General features: G+C 69.9%; 15 protein-coding genes. 5 read left to right on the forward strand and 10 right to left on the reverse strand.

Going from position 1 to position 15854, the window contains the following annotated elements; all coding sequences use genetic code 11:
* Nucleotides 1-180: 180 nt before the first annotated feature.
* Together F0344_RS15590 and F0344_RS15595 are read left to right on the forward strand one after the other, a co-directional pair.
* Nucleotides 181-597, forward strand: a complete 417-nt coding sequence (locus F0344_RS15590) for a hypothetical protein (RefSeq protein ID WP_185299373.1) — start codon at nt 181-183, stop codon at nt 595-597.
* 35 nt (nt 598-632) lie between these two features.
* Nucleotides 633-1352, forward strand: a complete 720-nt coding sequence (locus tag F0344_RS15595) for a nucleotidyltransferase family protein (protein WP_185299374.1) — start codon at nt 633-635, stop codon at nt 1350-1352.
* Nucleotides 1353-1488: 136 nt separating this feature from the next.
* Here the strand turns inward: F0344_RS15595 and F0344_RS15600 are convergent, their stop codons facing one another.
* From F0344_RS15600 to F0344_RS15625, 6 genes are all read right to left on the reverse strand, one after another.
* On the reverse strand, nt 1489-3099 hold the full coding sequence (locus F0344_RS15600) for a DoxX family protein (RefSeq protein WP_258049953.1): 1611 nt from the start codon (nt 3097-3099) through the stop codon (nt 1489-1491).
* Between the two features lie 260 nt (nt 3100-3359).
* Nucleotides 3360-4316, reverse strand: a complete 957-nt coding sequence (rlmB, locus tag F0344_RS15605) for a 23S rRNA (guanosine(2251)-2'-O)-methyltransferase RlmB (RefSeq protein ID WP_185299375.1) — start codon at nt 4314-4316, stop codon at nt 3360-3362.
* A 106-nt stretch (nt 4317-4422) separates the two neighbouring features.
* Nucleotides 4423-5823, reverse strand: a complete 1401-nt coding sequence (cysS, locus tag F0344_RS15610; RefSeq protein ID WP_185299376.1) for a cysteine--tRNA ligase — start codon at nt 5821-5823, stop codon at nt 4423-4425.
* 410 nt (nt 5824-6233) lie between these two features.
* A complete protein-coding gene (gene ispF / locus F0344_RS15615) occupies nt 6234-6767 on the reverse strand; it encodes a 2-C-methyl-D-erythritol 2,4-cyclodiphosphate synthase (protein WP_185299377.1) in 534 nt (177 codons plus the stop codon).
* Nucleotides 6757-7521, reverse strand: a complete 765-nt coding sequence (gene ispD, locus F0344_RS15620; protein ID WP_185299378.1) for a 2-C-methyl-D-erythritol 4-phosphate cytidylyltransferase — start codon at nt 7519-7521, stop codon at nt 6757-6759. The genes ispF and ispD overlap by 11 nt, the downstream gene beginning before the upstream one ends.
* Before the next feature lie 316 nt (nt 7522-7837).
* On the reverse strand, nt 7838-8320 hold the full coding sequence (locus F0344_RS15625; RefSeq protein WP_006380568.1) for a CarD family transcriptional regulator: 483 nt from the start codon (nt 8318-8320) through the stop codon (nt 7838-7840).
* A 573-nt stretch (nt 8321-8893) separates the two neighbouring features.
* On the opposite strand from F0344_RS15625, the gene F0344_RS15630 reads away from it, so the two are divergent.
* The gene (locus F0344_RS15630) at nt 8894-9565 is read left to right on the forward strand and encodes a DUF461 domain-containing protein (protein WP_185299379.1); all 672 of its coding nucleotides are present in this window, start codon (nt 8894-8896) and stop codon (nt 9563-9565) included.
* 99 nt (nt 9566-9664) lie between these two features.
* Here F0344_RS15630 and F0344_RS15635 read toward each other — a convergent pair whose 3' ends face one another.
* A complete protein-coding gene (locus F0344_RS15635; protein ID WP_185299380.1) occupies nt 9665-10345 on the reverse strand; it encodes a response regulator transcription factor in 681 nt (226 codons plus the stop codon).
* Nucleotides 10342-11604 (reverse strand): sensor histidine kinase, encoded by a 1263-nt coding sequence (locus F0344_RS15640; protein WP_185299381.1) that lies wholly within the window; start codon nt 11602-11604, stop codon nt 10342-10344. Before F0344_RS15640 ends, F0344_RS15635 begins: the two co-directional genes overlap by 4 nt.
* A gap of 200 nt (nt 11605-11804) precedes the next feature.
* On the opposite strand from F0344_RS15640, the gene phoU reads away from it, so the two are divergent.
* On the forward strand, nt 11805-12488 hold the full coding sequence (gene phoU, locus F0344_RS15645; RefSeq protein ID WP_185299382.1) for a phosphate signaling complex protein PhoU: 684 nt from the start codon (nt 11805-11807) through the stop codon (nt 12486-12488).
* A 440-nt stretch (nt 12489-12928) separates the two neighbouring features.
* Here phoU and F0344_RS15650 read toward each other — a convergent pair whose 3' ends face one another.
* Nucleotides 12929-14224, reverse strand: coding sequence for an MDR family MFS transporter (locus F0344_RS15650; RefSeq protein WP_185299383.1), 1296 nt, complete (start codon nt 14222-14224; stop codon nt 12929-12931).
* Nucleotides 14225-14428: 204 nt separating this feature from the next.
* Here F0344_RS15650 and F0344_RS15655 point away from each other — a divergent pair, with 204 nt between their 5' ends.
* On the forward strand, nt 14429-15190 hold the full coding sequence (locus tag F0344_RS15655; protein ID WP_185299384.1) for a phosphoglyceromutase: 762 nt from the start codon (nt 14429-14431) through the stop codon (nt 15188-15190).
* A 115-nt stretch (nt 15191-15305) separates the two neighbouring features.
* Here the strand turns inward: F0344_RS15655 and F0344_RS15660 are convergent, their stop codons facing one another.
* The gene (locus tag F0344_RS15660) at nt 15306-15719 is read right to left on the reverse strand and encodes a hypothetical protein (protein ID WP_185299385.1); all 414 of its coding nucleotides are present in this window, start codon (nt 15717-15719) and stop codon (nt 15306-15308) included.
* Between the last annotated feature and the right edge of the window lie 135 nt (nt 15720-15854).

The following is a 15854-nucleotide window of genomic DNA, read 5'->3' on the forward strand; positions in this document are numbered from 1 at the left end:
GGGGCCGTTTGCGTGGCGCGTGATGTTTGGGGTTTCGATCCCGGCCGCCGACAAATACCCCGGCACACCAGGCATTTCACCCATGCTCGTCAACCGGGGATTCGAAAGGACTCCTCGAACCATCCCTCTCAAGGGTGACGAAATGTCGCCATAACATCACTGACCGCTACGCTCGCCTGCGTGACCCACACCGCGCGCCGCATCGGCCGAACTCTCGCTCTCGTCCTGCCTGTCGTCATGGTCCTCTCCGGGACCCTCGCGGTGACCCGCGTGCCGTGGGCGGCGGCCACCCCCGAGTCCCAGCTGCTGACCGCGGCATCGGAGACCGTTTCCAAGCAGCCCGCCAAGGCGCGTACCCCGCAGGACGTCCTGCGCGAGAAGCTGCTCGTCGAGCTCCAGGAAAAGGACCCGGCCGTCGCGCTGACGGGCCTCCAGCGCGCCGTCGAGGCCCGGCCCTCCCTCGCCCGGCACTGCATGTCCATCGCGAGGTCGCTGGGCAAGGCCGCGGTCGAGCAGTACGGCCCGACGCGCGCCCACCGTTTCTCCCGCCCGGTCTGCGACACCTCGTTCGCCTCGGGCATCGCCCAGTTCAGCTGACCGCCGACACGCGGGCACGGCATATCGTGCCTCGCATGCATACGTATCCGACACAGGCCGTGATCCTGGCAGGTGGCCAGGGCACGCGGCTGCGCCCGTACACCGATGACCGCCCCAAGCCGATGGTCGAGATCCCCGGGACCGGGACCCCGATCATCGGCCATCAGCTGTCCTGGCTGGCCGCCGAGGGCGTCACGGACGCCGTGGTCTCGTGCGGCCATCTCGCCGAGGTGCTCCAGGAATGGCTGGCCTCGGCCGATCTGCCGCTGAACGTGACGACGGTCGTGGAGACCGAGCCCCTGGGGCGCGGCGGCGGCCTCAAGTACGCCGCCGCCCGGCTACCCGAACCGGACCAGCCCTGGTACGCGTCCAACGGCGACATCTGGACGCGCTTCTCGCTGCGCGAGATGGCCGCCTTCCACGCCGAACGCGACGCCATCGCCACGCTCGCCCTCGCCCGCCCCCGGATTCCGTGGGGCGCCGTGGAGACGGACGCGTTCGGGCACATCACCGACTTCATCGAGTCGCCGCCCTCGCCCTACCTGATCAACGCCGGTGTGTACGTGTTCTCGCCGACGTTCACCACACTGCTGCCCGAGCGGGGCGACCACGAGCGGACGACGTTCCCCGGACTGGCCCGCGAGCGCCGCCTCGCCGGCTACCCGCTGCCGCACGGGGCCTACTGGCGAGCGATCGACACCGCGAAGGACCTCACCGAGGCCGCCAAGGAACTCGGGGCGCACACAGGCCCGTAGGGGCCCTGCGGGTGCGTACGCGGACAGACGAGGAGGGGCGGTCACCGGTTGTCCGGTGACCGCCCCTCCTGATTCCGTTCCGGGTCCTGTTGATTCCGTTCCGGGTCCGCCCGCTTCCGTTCCCGGTCCGCCCGTCTCAGCCGAGCAGGCCGCCGATCGGGTTGCGCCCACCGCTGCCACCCGTGGTGCCGCCGGTGGTGCCGCCGTCCGTACCGCCCGGGGCTTCGCCGGTGCCGCCGGTGCCGCCGGTGGCGGCCGAGCCGGAGGACGTCGGCCCCGCGCTGGCCGTCGGGGGCGGCTCCTGCGGGGTGGTCTGCTGCGGGGGCGCCTCCTGCTGGGTGACCCCCCGCGTCTGGCTGGGCTGCCCCGCTCCGGAGGTCTGCCCGGACTCGGGGACGGTGCCCGCGCCGGGTGTGGTCTGCTCCGCCGAAGGCGTCGTGGCCGCGCCGGAACGGGACGGCGAGGGCTGCCGCTCGTCCGGGGTGCGCGACGCCTGGCCCTTGCCGGTGGACTCCCGGGGAAGCGGGGAGCCGGGAAGCTGGTTCGTCGGGTAGTCGTGCGGACCCGGTACGGTCACGACCTCGCTGGAGCGGACCGCGCCGCCCAGCAGGGAGCCGACCAGCAGGGTCAGACCGACGACCACGGTGGCGATGACCGTGCCGCGACGCAGCACACGGCCGCGCAGTTCCCAGATCGTGGAGCGCGGGCCGAGCTTGCGCCACGCCTCTCCTGCGAGACGTCCGTCGACGGAGTAGACCGGGGCGCCCGCGATGATCAGCGGGCTCCAGGCGGCCAGATAGATGATGTCGGGCGCGTCGTAGGCGGCGACGGTGCGCCAGCTGACCGTGACCAGGAGAGCTGCGGAGAGCAACGCCCCGACCGAGGCGGCGACACGCTGCCAGAGGCCGAAAACAGTCAGGACGCCGACGACGACCTGAAGGAAGGCGACGGTGAGTCCGGCGCCGACGGGGTGGGAGAGTGCGAAGTCGCGGAGCGGTTCCGCGAGGGCCCAGGGGTGCAGCGAGGTCAGCCACTTGACCATCGAGCCCCGGTCGCCGCCGTCGAAGTAGACGGGGTCGCAGAGCTTGCCCATGCCCGCGTAGATGGTGATGAAGCCGAGGAAGACGCGCATCGGGAGAAGAACGACCCCGAGGTTCATCCGGCGGCCCGGGTAATAGGCGTGCCGGACGGCGTCGTTGCCATGGCGCCGCTCCTGCGCGGTGCCGTTCGCCTCCTCCTCCTCGTCGTACCGGTCATCCGGACCGGTGTCGACCTGGTCGTAGGCGCCGACCGCCTGCCGCATCGGGGGCAACAGCGGCCCGCCGCGGCCCCGTTCGCGCTGCGGGGCGATGAGTACGGGGTTGGCCTGGGTCTCTTCGATCCGCGGGATGACCTGCGTGGCGCCCGCCGCGTGCCCGTCGGAGAGCGCTGTGCCCAGCCCTCCCTCGAGCCGGCCCGCGGTGGAGTTCCGTACGGCCTGGAGGAGTCCGCCGGCACCGGGATCACCCGGCTCGGACCTGCCGCTCCAGACGACGGGCGCCTTCCTGCGACGGCCCGCGGCACCGCTCATGGCGGGAATCCGGGCCGTGTCGGCGGTGCCACCGAGCAGCCGTGCACGCTGCCCCGGGGCGAGCTGCACCCGGAAGCTGGCGTGATTGACGATGACCTGCGCGGGGTCGCAGTCCACCTTGGTCATGCTCAGGGCGGGTTGTTCGTCGAACCGAGGCGTTCTGGTGTCCACACTCATCTAACCGAGTGATGTGTGTTTAGGACACTGCCTTGACGCACCCGAAGTGTCCGAGACCCGTCAAGATCCGGCCAAACTCGGTTCCACCAGAACCTTTGTTCACCTCTCGTACGTGAACTGGCTCAACTGGCCCCGCGAGTCCGCACAGTTGGGCCCTGTGCCGGCAGCGAGCCCACGCGCCACCCGGCCGCACAGGTGAACGGCGGCGCACCGGTGGCCGACGGGGCACCGAGGGCGCCCCGCCCGGCCGGGCGGGAGGGTCACGCCCGGCGGCGCGCCACCTCGTACAGCACGATGCCCGCCGCGACACCGGCGTTCAGGGACTCGGCGCCGCCCGGCATCGAGATCCGCACGCGGTAGTCACAGGTCTCGCCGACGAGCCGGCCCAGACCCTTGCCCTCGCTGCCGATCACGATGACGACCGGGCCCGCCAGGGCCTCCAGGTCCTCGACCGTGTGCTCGCCGTCGGCCGCCAGGCCCACGACCGTGATACCGGCCTTCTGGTAGCCCTCCAGGGCCCGCGTCAGGTTGGTGACACGGGAGACCGGGGTACGGGCCGCCGTACCGGCGGAGGACTTCCAGGCACCGGCCGTCATACCGGCCGCGCGGCGCTCCGGCACGACCACGCCGTGGCCGCCGAACGCGGACACCGAGCGGACGATCGCACCGAGGTTGCGCGGGTCCGTGACGCCGTCGAGGGCGACGATCAGCGGGTCCTCGCCGTTGTCGTACGCGGCGGTGGTGAGGTCCTCCGGGTGCGCGTACTCGTACGGCGGGACCTGGAGGACGAGGCCCTGGTGGTTCAGGCCGTTCGTCATCCGGTCCAGCTCGGGGCGCGGGGCCTCCATCAGGTTGATGTTGCCGCGTGCGCCCGCGAGCTGGAGCGCCTCGCGCACCCGCTCGTCGTTGTCGATGTACTGCTGGACGTAGAGCGTGGTCGCGGGGACCCCGTCACGCAGCGCCTCGAACACCGGGTTACGGCCGACGACCATCTCGGACGTGCCCTTGGCGCCACCGCGGCGGGGAGCCGGGCGGCGGACGGCCGCCTGCTTGGCCTTGGCGGTCGCGATGCGGTTCTTCTTGTGCTTCTTACGGGCCTCGGCGGGCGGCGTCGGTCCCTTGCCTTCGAGACCACGGCGTCGCTGACCACCGCTGCCGACCTGCATGCCCTTCTTGTTGGACGTGCGGCGGTTCCTGCGCTGGCTGTTCCCGGCCATGACCTACCTGTTTCGTTGCTTCAGAAATATGTCTTCAAGTGAAAGTGTGCCGCCCGGAACCCCGGACGGCACATTTGCGCCGGTCAGACCGGTGCGGAGGAGCCTGCTAGCGCGGCCCGAGGGTCCATCGGGGACCGCTGGGGCTGTCCTCGATGACGAGACCGGACTGGTTGAGCTGGTCGCGGATCGCGTCGGCCGCTGCCCAGTCCTTGCGGTCCCGCGCCGACTGGCGCTGATCGAGAACGAGGCGTACGAGCGTGTCGACGACACCGTGGAGGTCCTCGCCGCGGTCGCTCTCGCCCGCCCAGTGCGGGTCGAGCGGGTCGAGGCCGAGGACTCCGAGCATGGCACGCACCTCCGCGAGGCGGGCGACAGCGGCTTCCTTGTCGTCGGCCGCGAGGGCGGAGTTGCCCTGGCGGACCGTGGTGTGGACGATCGCGAGCGCCTGCGGGACTCCCAGGTCGTCGTCCATCGCCTCGGCGAACGCGGGCGGCACCTCGGCGGAGGGCTCGACCGTCTCCCCCGCCTTCTCGGAGACGCGCCGCACGAAGCCCTCGATCCGCGCGAACGCGGACTCCGCGTCGCGCAGTGCCTCCTCGCTGTACTCGATCATCGACCGGTAGTGCGGGGTGCCGAGGTAGTACCGCAGCACGATGGGGCGCCAGGCGCCGAGCATCTCGCTGACCAGCACGGAGTTGCCGAGCGACTTCGACATCTTCTCGCCGGCCATGGTGACCCAGCCGTTGTGCACCCAGTAGTTCGCGAACGTGTCGCCGAACGCCTTGGCCTGGGCGATCTCGTTCTCGTGGTGCGGGAAGACCAGGTCGAGGCCGCCGCCGTGGATGTCGAAGGCGGCGCCGAGGTACTTGTGCGCCATGGCGGAGCACTCCAGGTGCCAGCCGGGACGGCCGCGGCCCCAGGGGGTCTCCCAGCTGGGCTCGCCGGGCTTGGCGGCCTTCCACATGGCGAAGTCGCGCTGGTCGCGCTTACCGGTCTCGCCCTCGCCTGACGGCTGGCGCAGATCGTCCAGCTCCTGGTTGGAGAGCTCCAGGTAGCCGGGGTGGGACCGTACGTCGAAGTAGACGTTGCCGTCGGACTCGTAGGCGTGACCGCGCTCGATGAGGCCGCGCATCATCTCGACCATCTCGGTGACGTGACCGGTGGCGCGCGGTTCGTACGTGGGCGGGAGGCAGCCGAGCGCGTCGTAACCGCTGTTGAACGCGCGCTCGTTCTCGTACCCGATCGACCACCAGGGGCGGCCCTGTTCGGCCGACTTCTTGATGATCTTGTCGTCGATGTCGGTGACGTTGCGGATGAACGTGACGTCGTAGCCGCGGTACTCGAACCAGCGGCGCATGATGTCGAAGTTGAGGCCCGACCGGATGTGTCCGATGTGCGGGGCGGCCTGGACAGTCGCGCCACAGAGGTAGATCGAGACACAGCCCGCTGTGAGCGGAACGAAATCACGGATCTTCCGGGCGCTGGTGTCATGCAGGCGAATAGTCACGCCTCAAGGGTAGTGGGCCCGCACCCGTGCGTGTGCCTCGCCCGGGGGGGTTCGTGACACCCGGCCCCTGGGCGCGGGTTCTGTCCTCAAGCGACGGCGGGGCCGGGTTGGGGCGCGACGGCCTTGCGATGGCCCCGTGGGGGGTGCTCCGGGGCCCGTCCGGAGTGTCTCCGCAGGCGACGAACGTTCGGCGGGAACGTATGCGTAACCGGGTTTCCGTCCGTCACCCTGCGGGGACCCTCCTGCACCGCCCGGGACCGGCCGGAGGGTGCGAGCGGTCCGTGTCACCGGGGGTGACCAGGGTGGCTGCCGGGTCCGTGTCTGTAGCGCTCAGTGCCCGCGCCGCCGCCGGGGAGTGCAGGTTTCCGCCCAAGAGGGTGGGGCAGGGCCCCCACCCGACCCGCCACCGGTCAGGCGGAGGACCCCGGCCCGGCGGTCCGGTACACCAGCGCCGTCGCGATGCCCGCGAGGCCCTCGCCGCGGCCGGTGAAGCCGAGGCCGTCGGAGGTGGCGGCGGAGAGGGAGACCGGAGCGCCGACCGCTGCGGCCAGGACCTTCTGGGCCTCCTCACGGCGCTTGCCGATCTTCGGTCGTACGCCGACGACCTGCACGGCCACGTTGCCGATCTCGTACCCCGAGGACCGTACGATCCGCGCCGCCTCGGTGAGCAGCGTGACACCTGAGGCGCCGGACCATTCGGGGCGCCCCGTACCGAAGTGCTGCCCCAGGTCGCCGAGGCCGGCCGCGGAGAACAGTGCGTTGCAGGCCGCGTGCGCGACCACGTCCGCGTCGGAGTGGCCGGCCAGGCCCGGGCCCTCGCCCTCCCACAGCAGCCCCGCGCACCACAGCTCGCGGCCCTCTTCAAAGGCGTGGATATCGGTCCCGATCCCGACCTGGGGGATCACGGGAGCCGGGATCACGGAAGAGGGGGAATCAGAACGCATCGTTCGCCCTCCGGCGTGCGAGGACCGCTTCGGCCAGCAGCAGGTCGAGGGGCCGGGTCACCTTGAACGCCTCTTCGTGGCCGGGCACGACGACGACCGGTGCCCCGAGCTGTTCCACCATGCCCGCGTCGTCGGTGGCTCCCTCGCCGTCGACGGCGACCGTCGCATGGGCGCGGACCAGCGTCTCTCGGTCGAAGCCCTGCGGCGTCTGCACGGCGCGCAGCCGGGCTCGTACGGGAGTGGCGAGGACCGGCTCCGGTGCTCCCCGGGGCCCGGGCTCGACCTCCTTGACGGTGTCGGTGAGCTGCAGGGCGGGTACGACGGCGGGCGCACCGTCGCGTACGGCCTCGACCACCGCGTCCACGGTGTCGACCGGCACGAGCGGGCGGGCCGCGTCGTGGACGAGGACGACGGCGATGTCGGCGGGGAGGGCGTCGAGGCCGAGCCTGACCGATTCCTGGCGGGTTTCGCCGCCGGGCACCACGAGATAGTCGGTGCGCTCGGGCAGGGAGTGTTCGTCGAGGAGGTTCTTCACCTCCGGCGCGCCGTCCGGCGGGGCGACCACGACGACCAGGCTGACGGCGCGGGACGCCGCCATGGCCCGGACCGCGTGGATCAGCATCGGCGTCCCGCCGAGGGCGCGGAGCGCCTTGGGGGCGCCCGGCCCGAGACGTACTCCCCGGCCGGCTGCGGGGATCACCGCGGCGGTGCGGGGAGGGCGCGATTCGTCAGGCGTCGGTGACATCGGTGACATCGGTTGCACTCCGAAGCTTCGGCAGGTTTGTTTCCACGGCCGACATGGGTATGGCCCCAGCGAGCCGGGCGGGACGCTTGACTTGACCGGGCCCCTTCCGTGACACCCGGTCGGACAAGCCTCACTGGCCGCTCCATGCGCGCGCATGGCTGAATAGAGCTGGTGAAAAACGGCTGATCAAAGACTCCACATGGGGAGCGTGTGGAGACATGGGGAACGCGTGGAGCCGAACATGCCGCAGCGCCCGGCGACACAGCCTGAATACGGCTGGTCAGCGGGCACCGCGGCACATTCATACGACCGGTGCGATCCCGTTTCAGGACGCGAGGACCTCGTCGAGCAGAGCCTCGGCCTTGTCCTCGTTGGTGTTCTCCGCGAGAGCGAGCTCACTCACCAGAATCTGGCGGGCCTTGGCGAGCATGCGCTTTTCACCTGCGGAAAGACCGCGCTCGCGCTCACGACGCCACAGGTCACGAACAACTTCCGCGACCTTGATGACATCGCCGGAGGCGAGCTTCTCGAGATTTGCCTTGTAACGCCGGGACCAGTTCGTCGGCTCTTCGGCGTACGGTGCGCGCAGCACCTCGAAGACCCGGTCCAGGCCCTCTTGCCCGACCACGTCGCGCACTCCGACGAACTCCGCGTTGTCCGCCGGGACACGAACCGTCAAGTCACCCTGGGCGACCTTGAGCACCAAGTAGGTCTTGTCCACGCCTTTGATCTGGCGAGTCTCAATTGCCTCGATCAGCGCGGCCCCGTGATGGGGATAGACCACGGTGTCGCCAACCTTGAACGTCATGTGACAGGTACCCCTTCCGTGGCTATCCAGAGTAACACGAGAACAGCTTCTCCTGAATGGCGTTTTCGCAGGTCAGGGCACATCTCGGGGCTTGACAACAGCAACAGGAACGTGCTGCGGGAGGCTTCCGTAACGCGGTATTCGCAGGTCGGAGCGGCTGTGCGGCCGAGGTGAAACGCAGGCGCCACATCCCCTGGAACCAGCTCCGAAGGTGGCGAACGTCCCGTTTTGCCGGGTTCTGGATGATGAACTTTCCGTAGGCCGTTCGGAGATCGATCACCCGTACGGAGGTATGCGGTCGATGGCCAATGAAATTGATCAACGACCGCAAGCGTTCGCCTCGCGTGAGGATTATGTGCGCGGAATGCGCCATGCCCCGGAAATTGATCACCGGGGTTATGCGAACGGGCGGTGAATCGCCGCGAGCACGGCACACGGGCCGTGCTCATGTGCCGCAGGAGGCGGGTCGGGTGCGGGGCAGCGAGCGCGGCTCGGTAACCTGAGCGCGCTGACACACACTTAGGGCGGCTTTACGTCGCTCGCCCTCCGACTGTTCAAGGAGTTGCCGCCGCCGTGAGCCGCAGCCTTCGACACGGCGCCCTCGCCGCCACTGCCATCGTGTTCTCGATCGCCTCGATGTCCGCGTGCAGCGCGGGCAACGACGCGCAGACGCTCCAGGTCAGGCCGGACAACGCAGCCGCTGCCGTCGACAACATCAAGATCCAGAACGCGAATGTCATCACTCAGCCCGAGCACGGGGCCGAGGGGCCGGCAGTCGTCTCCGCCCTGGTGTTCAACAACGGCACCAAGCGTGAGGTCCTGGAGGCCGTCACGCTGCCGGGCAGCGACGCCCCGGTGAAGCTCCACGCCGCCAAGGGCAAGGGTCCGGTCGTCGTGCCGGCCGGCGGCTCGGTCATGCTCGGCGGAAAGGGCAACGCCGCCGCCGTGATCGAGAAGGGCCACGAGGCCGCTCGCAACGGTGACGTCCAGACGGTCGTCTTCAAGTTCAGCGAGACCGGCGACGTCGAACTCGGTGCCACCGTCGTCACGGCGACGAGCTTCTTCAAGGGCTTCGGCCCGAGCTCGCTGCCCGCGCAGGCGAAGCCCACGCCCTCCCGGACGCCTTCGGGTGCGGCCTCGGCGACGCCGGGCGCTCCGTCCGGGACGCCGACGGAGCCGGTGACCGGTTCGGCGAGCCCGGACGCCGGGGCGCCCGCCTCGGAAACCGCGGCGACGGGTCACTGACCCCACGTACGCACATGTGAAAGGGGCGCCTCCCCGCCGGGAGGCGCCCCTTTACGTACCGCTGCGTACTCGGTTCAGCCGACTCGCTCAGCTGCCGGTTTACGGCTCGAACTTGTAGCCCAGGCCGCGCACCGTCACCAGGTAGCGCGGCGCCCCCGGGTCCGGCTCGATCTTGGCGCGCAGGCGCTTGACGTGGACGTCGAGGGTCTTGGTGTCGCCGACGTAGTCAGCGCCCCAGACCCGGTCGATCAGCTGCATACGGGTGAGCACGCGGCCCGCGTTGCGCAGCAGCATCTCCAGCAGGTCGAACTCCTTCAGCGGCAGGTCGACCTTGCCGCCTGAGACGGTGACCACGTGACGGTCCACGTCCATCCGCACGGGGCCCGCCTCCAGGGCGGCCGGGGCGACCTCCTCCGGCTCCCCGCGGCGGCGCAGGACCGCACGGATGCGGGCGACCAGTTCGCGCGAGGAGAAGGGCTTGGTCACATAGTCGTCGGCTCCTATTTCCAGCCCGACGACCTTGTCGATCTCACTGTCCTTGGCGGTGACCATGATCACGGGAACGTTGGACTTGACGCGCAGCTGACGGCAGACCTCGGTACCGGGCAGGCCCGGCAGCATCAGGTCGAGCAGGACGAGGTCGGCGCCGTTGCGCTCGAACTCGTCGAGCCCATCGGGGCCGGTCGCCGCGATGGCGACCTCGAAGCCTTCCTTGCGCAGCATGTAGGACAGGGCGTCGCTGAAGGATTCCTCATCCTCGACGACAAGCACTCGGGTCACGGAAGAGCCTCCGGGGCAGGGAATGGTTCAAAGGAGTCGGTCTCGAACGGTCCCTCGTCGTCACCGTTGACGATAAGCGGTCCGCCGGTGGTGCGCTCCCGTACGACGCCCGATTCGGGCAGTCGCAGGGTGAAGGTGGAGCCCTGGCCCTCAGAGCTCCAGACCGTGACCTCCCCGCCGTGCGAGGCGGCCACGTGCTTGACGATGGCGAGGCCGAGACCGGTGCCACCGGTGGCCCGCGACCGGGCGGGATCGACGCGGTAGAACCGCTCGAAGACCCGTTCGCGGTCCTTTTCGGAGATGCCGATGCCCTGGTCGGTCACGGCTATCTCGATCAGATCCCCGCCGGGTGCCACGATGCGGCGGGCGGCGATCCCGACGCGTGTACGGGCGGGGCTGTAGTTGACGGCGTTCTCGACGAGATTGCCGAGCGCCGCGGCGAGCTGGCCGCGGTTTCCCCAGATGAAGAGGTCCTCGGTGCCGCCCGATGCCATGGTGATCTGCTTCGAGCCGGCCTGCTGGCGGCAACGGTCGATGGCCTCGTCGACCAGTTCTTCCACCCGGACGGGCTCGGCGTCCTCCAGCGGGTCGTCGTTCTGTACCCGGGAGAGGTCGATGAGTTCCTGTACGAGGTTGGTGAGCCGGGTCGCCTCGATCTGCATCCGTCCGGCGAACCGCTCCACCGCCTCCGGGTCGTCCGAAGCGTCCATGACGGCCTCGGAGAGCAGGGAGAGCGCGCCGGTGGGGGTCTTGAGTTCATGGCTGACGTTGGCGACGAAGTCACGTCGTACCGCCTCTATGCGGCGGGCCTCTGTGAGGTCCTCGACCAGCAGCAGCACCAGGCGCGAGCCCAGCGGGGCGACCCGGGCGGACACGGCGAGCGCCTCGCCACGCCCCGTACCGCGCCGTGGGAGGTCCAGCTCGACCTGGCGTATCTCTCCGTCCCTGCGGGTGTCCCTGGCCATGTGGAGCATGGCGTCGACGGAGAGCCGGCCGCCGCGGACCAGACCCAGCGCGTACGCGGCGGAGCTGGCCTTGACGACGCTGTCGCTCTCGTCGAGGACGACGGCGGACGAGCTGAGTACGGAGAGGACGGTGTCCACTCCGGGGGGCAGTGCCGCGTTGTTGTCGGGCCGCAGTGACGTGCGCGTGGGTCTGTTCTGTTCGCGCTCGCTCCAGCGGAACGCCAGCATGGCGATCACACCGGTCAACAACCCGGCGATCGCGGCAGCTGCGGCGACCGCCGCGTTCACGTCCATGCTTCAAGGTTATGCGGGGTCGGCAACTCTCTCCCAGCCATCCGGGTGCCATCTCGAACACTCGTCGCCCAGAGTTCACCGAGGAGCAAGTACCGGTTCACTTCCGCGGTCGGATACCGACGCGTTCCCCCCGCACCGTGGGAGCGTGGGGGTCGGTCCAAGAGACCCCGGCCTCAGTAAGGAACTGGAGAGGGACTTCCATGCGCGACGCTTACCACGAGGAACTCGATTCGATCGGCGAGGGCCTGGTCGAGATGGCCCGGCTCGTCGGCTCCGCGATCGGGCGGGCCACCACGTCCATGCTCGACGCCGACCTGAAGCTCGCGGAGAGTGTCATCGCCGCGGACCAGAAGGTCGACGACCTGCAGCACGACCTGGAGGCACGCGCCATCGCGCTCCTCGCCCGCCAGCAGCCGGTGGCGACCGATCTGCGGATCGTCGTCACCTCGCTGCGGATGAGCGCCGACCTGGAGCGCTCGGGCGACCTGGCCCAGCACGTCGCCAAGCTGGCCCGGCTGCGCTTCCCGCAGACGGCGGTGCCTCACGACCTGCACGCCACCATCCTGGAGATGGGGCAGCTGGCACAGCGCCTGATGGCGAAGGCCGCCGAGGTCATCATCACGAAGGACGTCGACCTGGCGCTTCAGCTGGAGCAGGACGACGACGAGATGGACCTGCTGCACCGCACGCTGTTCCAGCACCTGATGGACGACCGCTGGAAGCACGGCATCGAGACGGCCGTCGACGTGACGCTGCTCGGGCGTTACTACGAGCGTTTCGCCGACCACGCGGTGTCGGTGGCCAAGCGGGTCGTCTACCTCGTCACCGGCGAGCACGCCGACGACCTCCAGGCGGCGACTCCGGGTCCGGTGGAGAGCGCGTAGCTCCCCAGACGGCGGCTCCGGGCCCGGCGCGGAGCGGGTGCCCCGCGCCCCGTGCGCTCTGCCGGGTGCGCGGGTCGCACACTTGTTCTCTATGTGTGCGCCGTTGATGCGCCCGCAGGAGTGGGCATGCAATGGGCTGGGGGCGGCACACCATGTCCGTACGCCCTCGTGAGCGCGTACGCCCTGAGGAGGAAGCATGGCCGATTCCCCCGTCAACGAACCCCAGCCGGAGGCACCGACCGAAGTGGTGCACCTGTCTGTGCTCGCCGCTTGCGGCTGCGGGTCGGGCTGCGGGTGCGGCTGCCAGTCGGGCGGCCCGTGCCAGTGCGGCGGCTGCTCCGGCTGACGGACAGGCGCGTGCGCCCCGCGACGGAGGCTTCCGTCGCGGGGCGGTGCGGGCCCAGGAGTGCGGCGGGGTGCGGTGCGGGTGATGCCGCCGCTCAGCCGGTGGGCAGCTCGGCCTTGGCGGTGGCCGCCGTGGGAGACCCGCTCTCCACGACCGTCACCTCCCCCGCCGCGTACTCCTGCGGCAGGTTCCGCGTCAGCAGCCAGTAGCCCGCAGCCGCGACCGTGCCCAGTACGGCGCAGGCTCCCCAGAGCCACTCGGCGCCGTACCGGTCGATCACGAAACCGGACATGAGCGGCGCGACCAGGGCCGCCGCCGACCAGGACATCGTGTACATCCCCTGGTAGCGGCCTCGCCCCTGGGCGGGCGACAGCTGCACGACCAGGCCCGTCTGTGTCGGTGCGTTGACGATCTCGGCGAGGGTCCACACGCAGACCGTCAGCGCGTACGCGGCGATCGATCCGGCGAACGCGGTCAGCCCGAATCCGTACCCCGCGAGCAGCGACGAGATGATGAGCAGCTTGCGCGGATCGCGGTACTGGATGAAGCGCGTGACCGGGATCTGGAGCGCCACGATCAGCACACCGTTGACGGCGATCGCGGTACCGAAGTCCGAGGCGGAGAACCCGTCCGTCCCCATGGCGACCGGCAGGCCGACGTACCCCTGCTGGAAGATGAGGGCGATCACGAACGACAGCCCGACGACGCTCATGAACCGGCCGTCCCGCAGCACGGTGGAGAGCCTGACCTCGTCCTGCGCGCCGCCCTTCGCACCGGGTGCGACGCGCACCTTCTCCGGCCGCGACTCGGGCACCTTCATGAAGACCAGGACGGCGCAGACCAGCGTCATCAGGGCCTCACCGATGAACCCGGCGAGGTAGCTGTACTCGGCGATGAACCCGGCACCGGCGGACGAGATCGCGAACCCGAGGTTGATGGCCCAGTAGTTGAGGGAAAACGCCCGTACCCGGTCCTTCTCCGGGACGATGTCGGCCATCATCGCCTGCACGGCGGGGCGTGAGGCGTTGCTCGCCATGCCGACGAGGAACGCGACCCCGGCGATGGCGACCGGGTGGACCATGAAGCCGAGCAGCGCCACGGACAGCGCGGTCGACACCTGCGCGATCAGCATCGTGGGCCGGCGCCCCAGTCGGTCCGTCATCACCCCGGCGCCGAGCGAGGAGACGACCCCGCCGAGCCCGTGGAGCGCGGCGACGAGACCGGCGTACGACGCGGAGTAGCCCCGGTCCAGGGTCAGATAGAGCGCCATGAAGGTGGCGACGAACGCCCCGAGGCGGTTGATGAGGGTGCTCGTCCACAGCCACCAGAACTCCTTGGGGAGACCGGAGACCGTCTCGCGGGCGGCCCTTCTGAGACCGTCGACAGACATGCGGATTTCCCCCCTGGGACGTACGGAACCTGCATGGACCGTAAGTGGTCCGTCAGCACTCCGGATATTACGAAGCCAGGTTTCACGTCCGCCAGTGGATTGACGTCTCCCGTCAATCGGCGCGCCCCGCACCTCTCCTGCGACCCCTGTCCGCCCCGTGGGCGGGCGCGCGCGGGCCACACGGGTTCGATTACGCTCGGCCCCATGGCCGACGCACCGTACAAGCTGATCCTCCTCCGCCACGGCGAGAGCGAATGGAACGCGAAGAACCTGTTCACCGGTTGGGTGGACGTAGACCTCACCGACAAGGGCGAGAAGGAGGCGGTCCGCGGCGGTGAGCTGCTCAAGGACGCCGGCCTGCTCCCCGACGTCGTACACACCTCGCTCCAGAAGCGCGCGATCCGCACCGCCCAGCTCGGGCTGGAAGCCGCGGACCGCCACTGGATCCCGGTGCACCGCTCCTGGCGCCTGAACGAGCGCCACTACGGCGCCCTCCAGGGCAAGGACAAGGCGCAGACCCTCGCCGAGTTCGGCGAGGAGCAGTTCATGCTCTGGCGCCGCTCGTACGACACCCCGCCGCCGCCCCTCGAGGACGGCGCGGAGTTCTCGCAGTCCGACGACGCGCGCTACGCGACGATCCCGAGCGAGCTCCGCCCGCGCACGGAGTGCCTCAAGGACGTCGTCGAGCGCATGCTGCCGTACTGGTACGACGGCATCGTCCCCGACCTCCTCGACGGCAAGACGGTCCTGGTCGCCGCCCACGGCAACAGCCTCCGCGGCCTGGTCAAGCACCTGGACGGCATCTCCGACGAGAAGATCTCGGGCCTCAACATCCCGACGGGCATCCCGCTCGCCTACGAGCTGGACGCCGACTTCCGCCCCCTGAAGCCGGGCGGCACGTACCTGGACCCGGACGCGGCCCAGGCGGCGATCGAGGCAGTGAAGAACCAGGGCAAGAAGAAGTAAGCAGAGCCGAAGAAGCCCCCTGCCTGCGGTTTCGCCGCGAGCAGGGGGCTTTTTCGTTGTACGGGGGCGGGGAGGGTACGGATATGGGCGCGGGCGCGGGAGGCTGCGCACCCCGCTACGCGGTGGCTGCTGTCCTGGGGCCCGGGATTCCCTTTGCCGAGGCGATCACGGCGGTGACGACGGCGGTCACGACGAAACTGCCGATCGCCACCAACCCCACGCCGATCATGAACAGGCCGCTGGAGTCGTCCGACCAGTCGTAGAAGGCGGCAACGGTCAGACCGGCCGTGGTGCCGAGCACCGCGCCCGCGAAGTAGCGCTTGGACGTCGCCCAGTACACGGCGGCCAGCAGGGTCAGTACCAGGCCGATCACCTGCCACGCCTCGTACGGGCCGGTCGTCGAACCGTCGGGCTGGACATCGCGGTGCTGGTCCCAGCCGAGCCAGGCGGCCCAGACCGCCGCCGTCGCCACGGCCATGAGGAGAACGGCCCCGAGCTGGGCAAGCAGATTCATTCGTCGCTGTCGCATGGGACCAGCGTCCCGCCTGACCCCGGGTACGGAACAGAGTGCGCGTACTCAGTACTGCCTGGTACCTGGTGTACCTGGTGACTATCCCGCAGTCGATCCTGCGGGCGCGGGGGCCGGAATTCGCCTTGTGGGGAA

The sequence above is a fragment of the Streptomyces finlayi genome (assembly GCF_014216315.1).
GTDB classification, from domain to species: domain Bacteria; phylum Actinomycetota; class Actinomycetes; order Streptomycetales; family Streptomycetaceae; genus Streptomyces; species Streptomyces finlayi_A.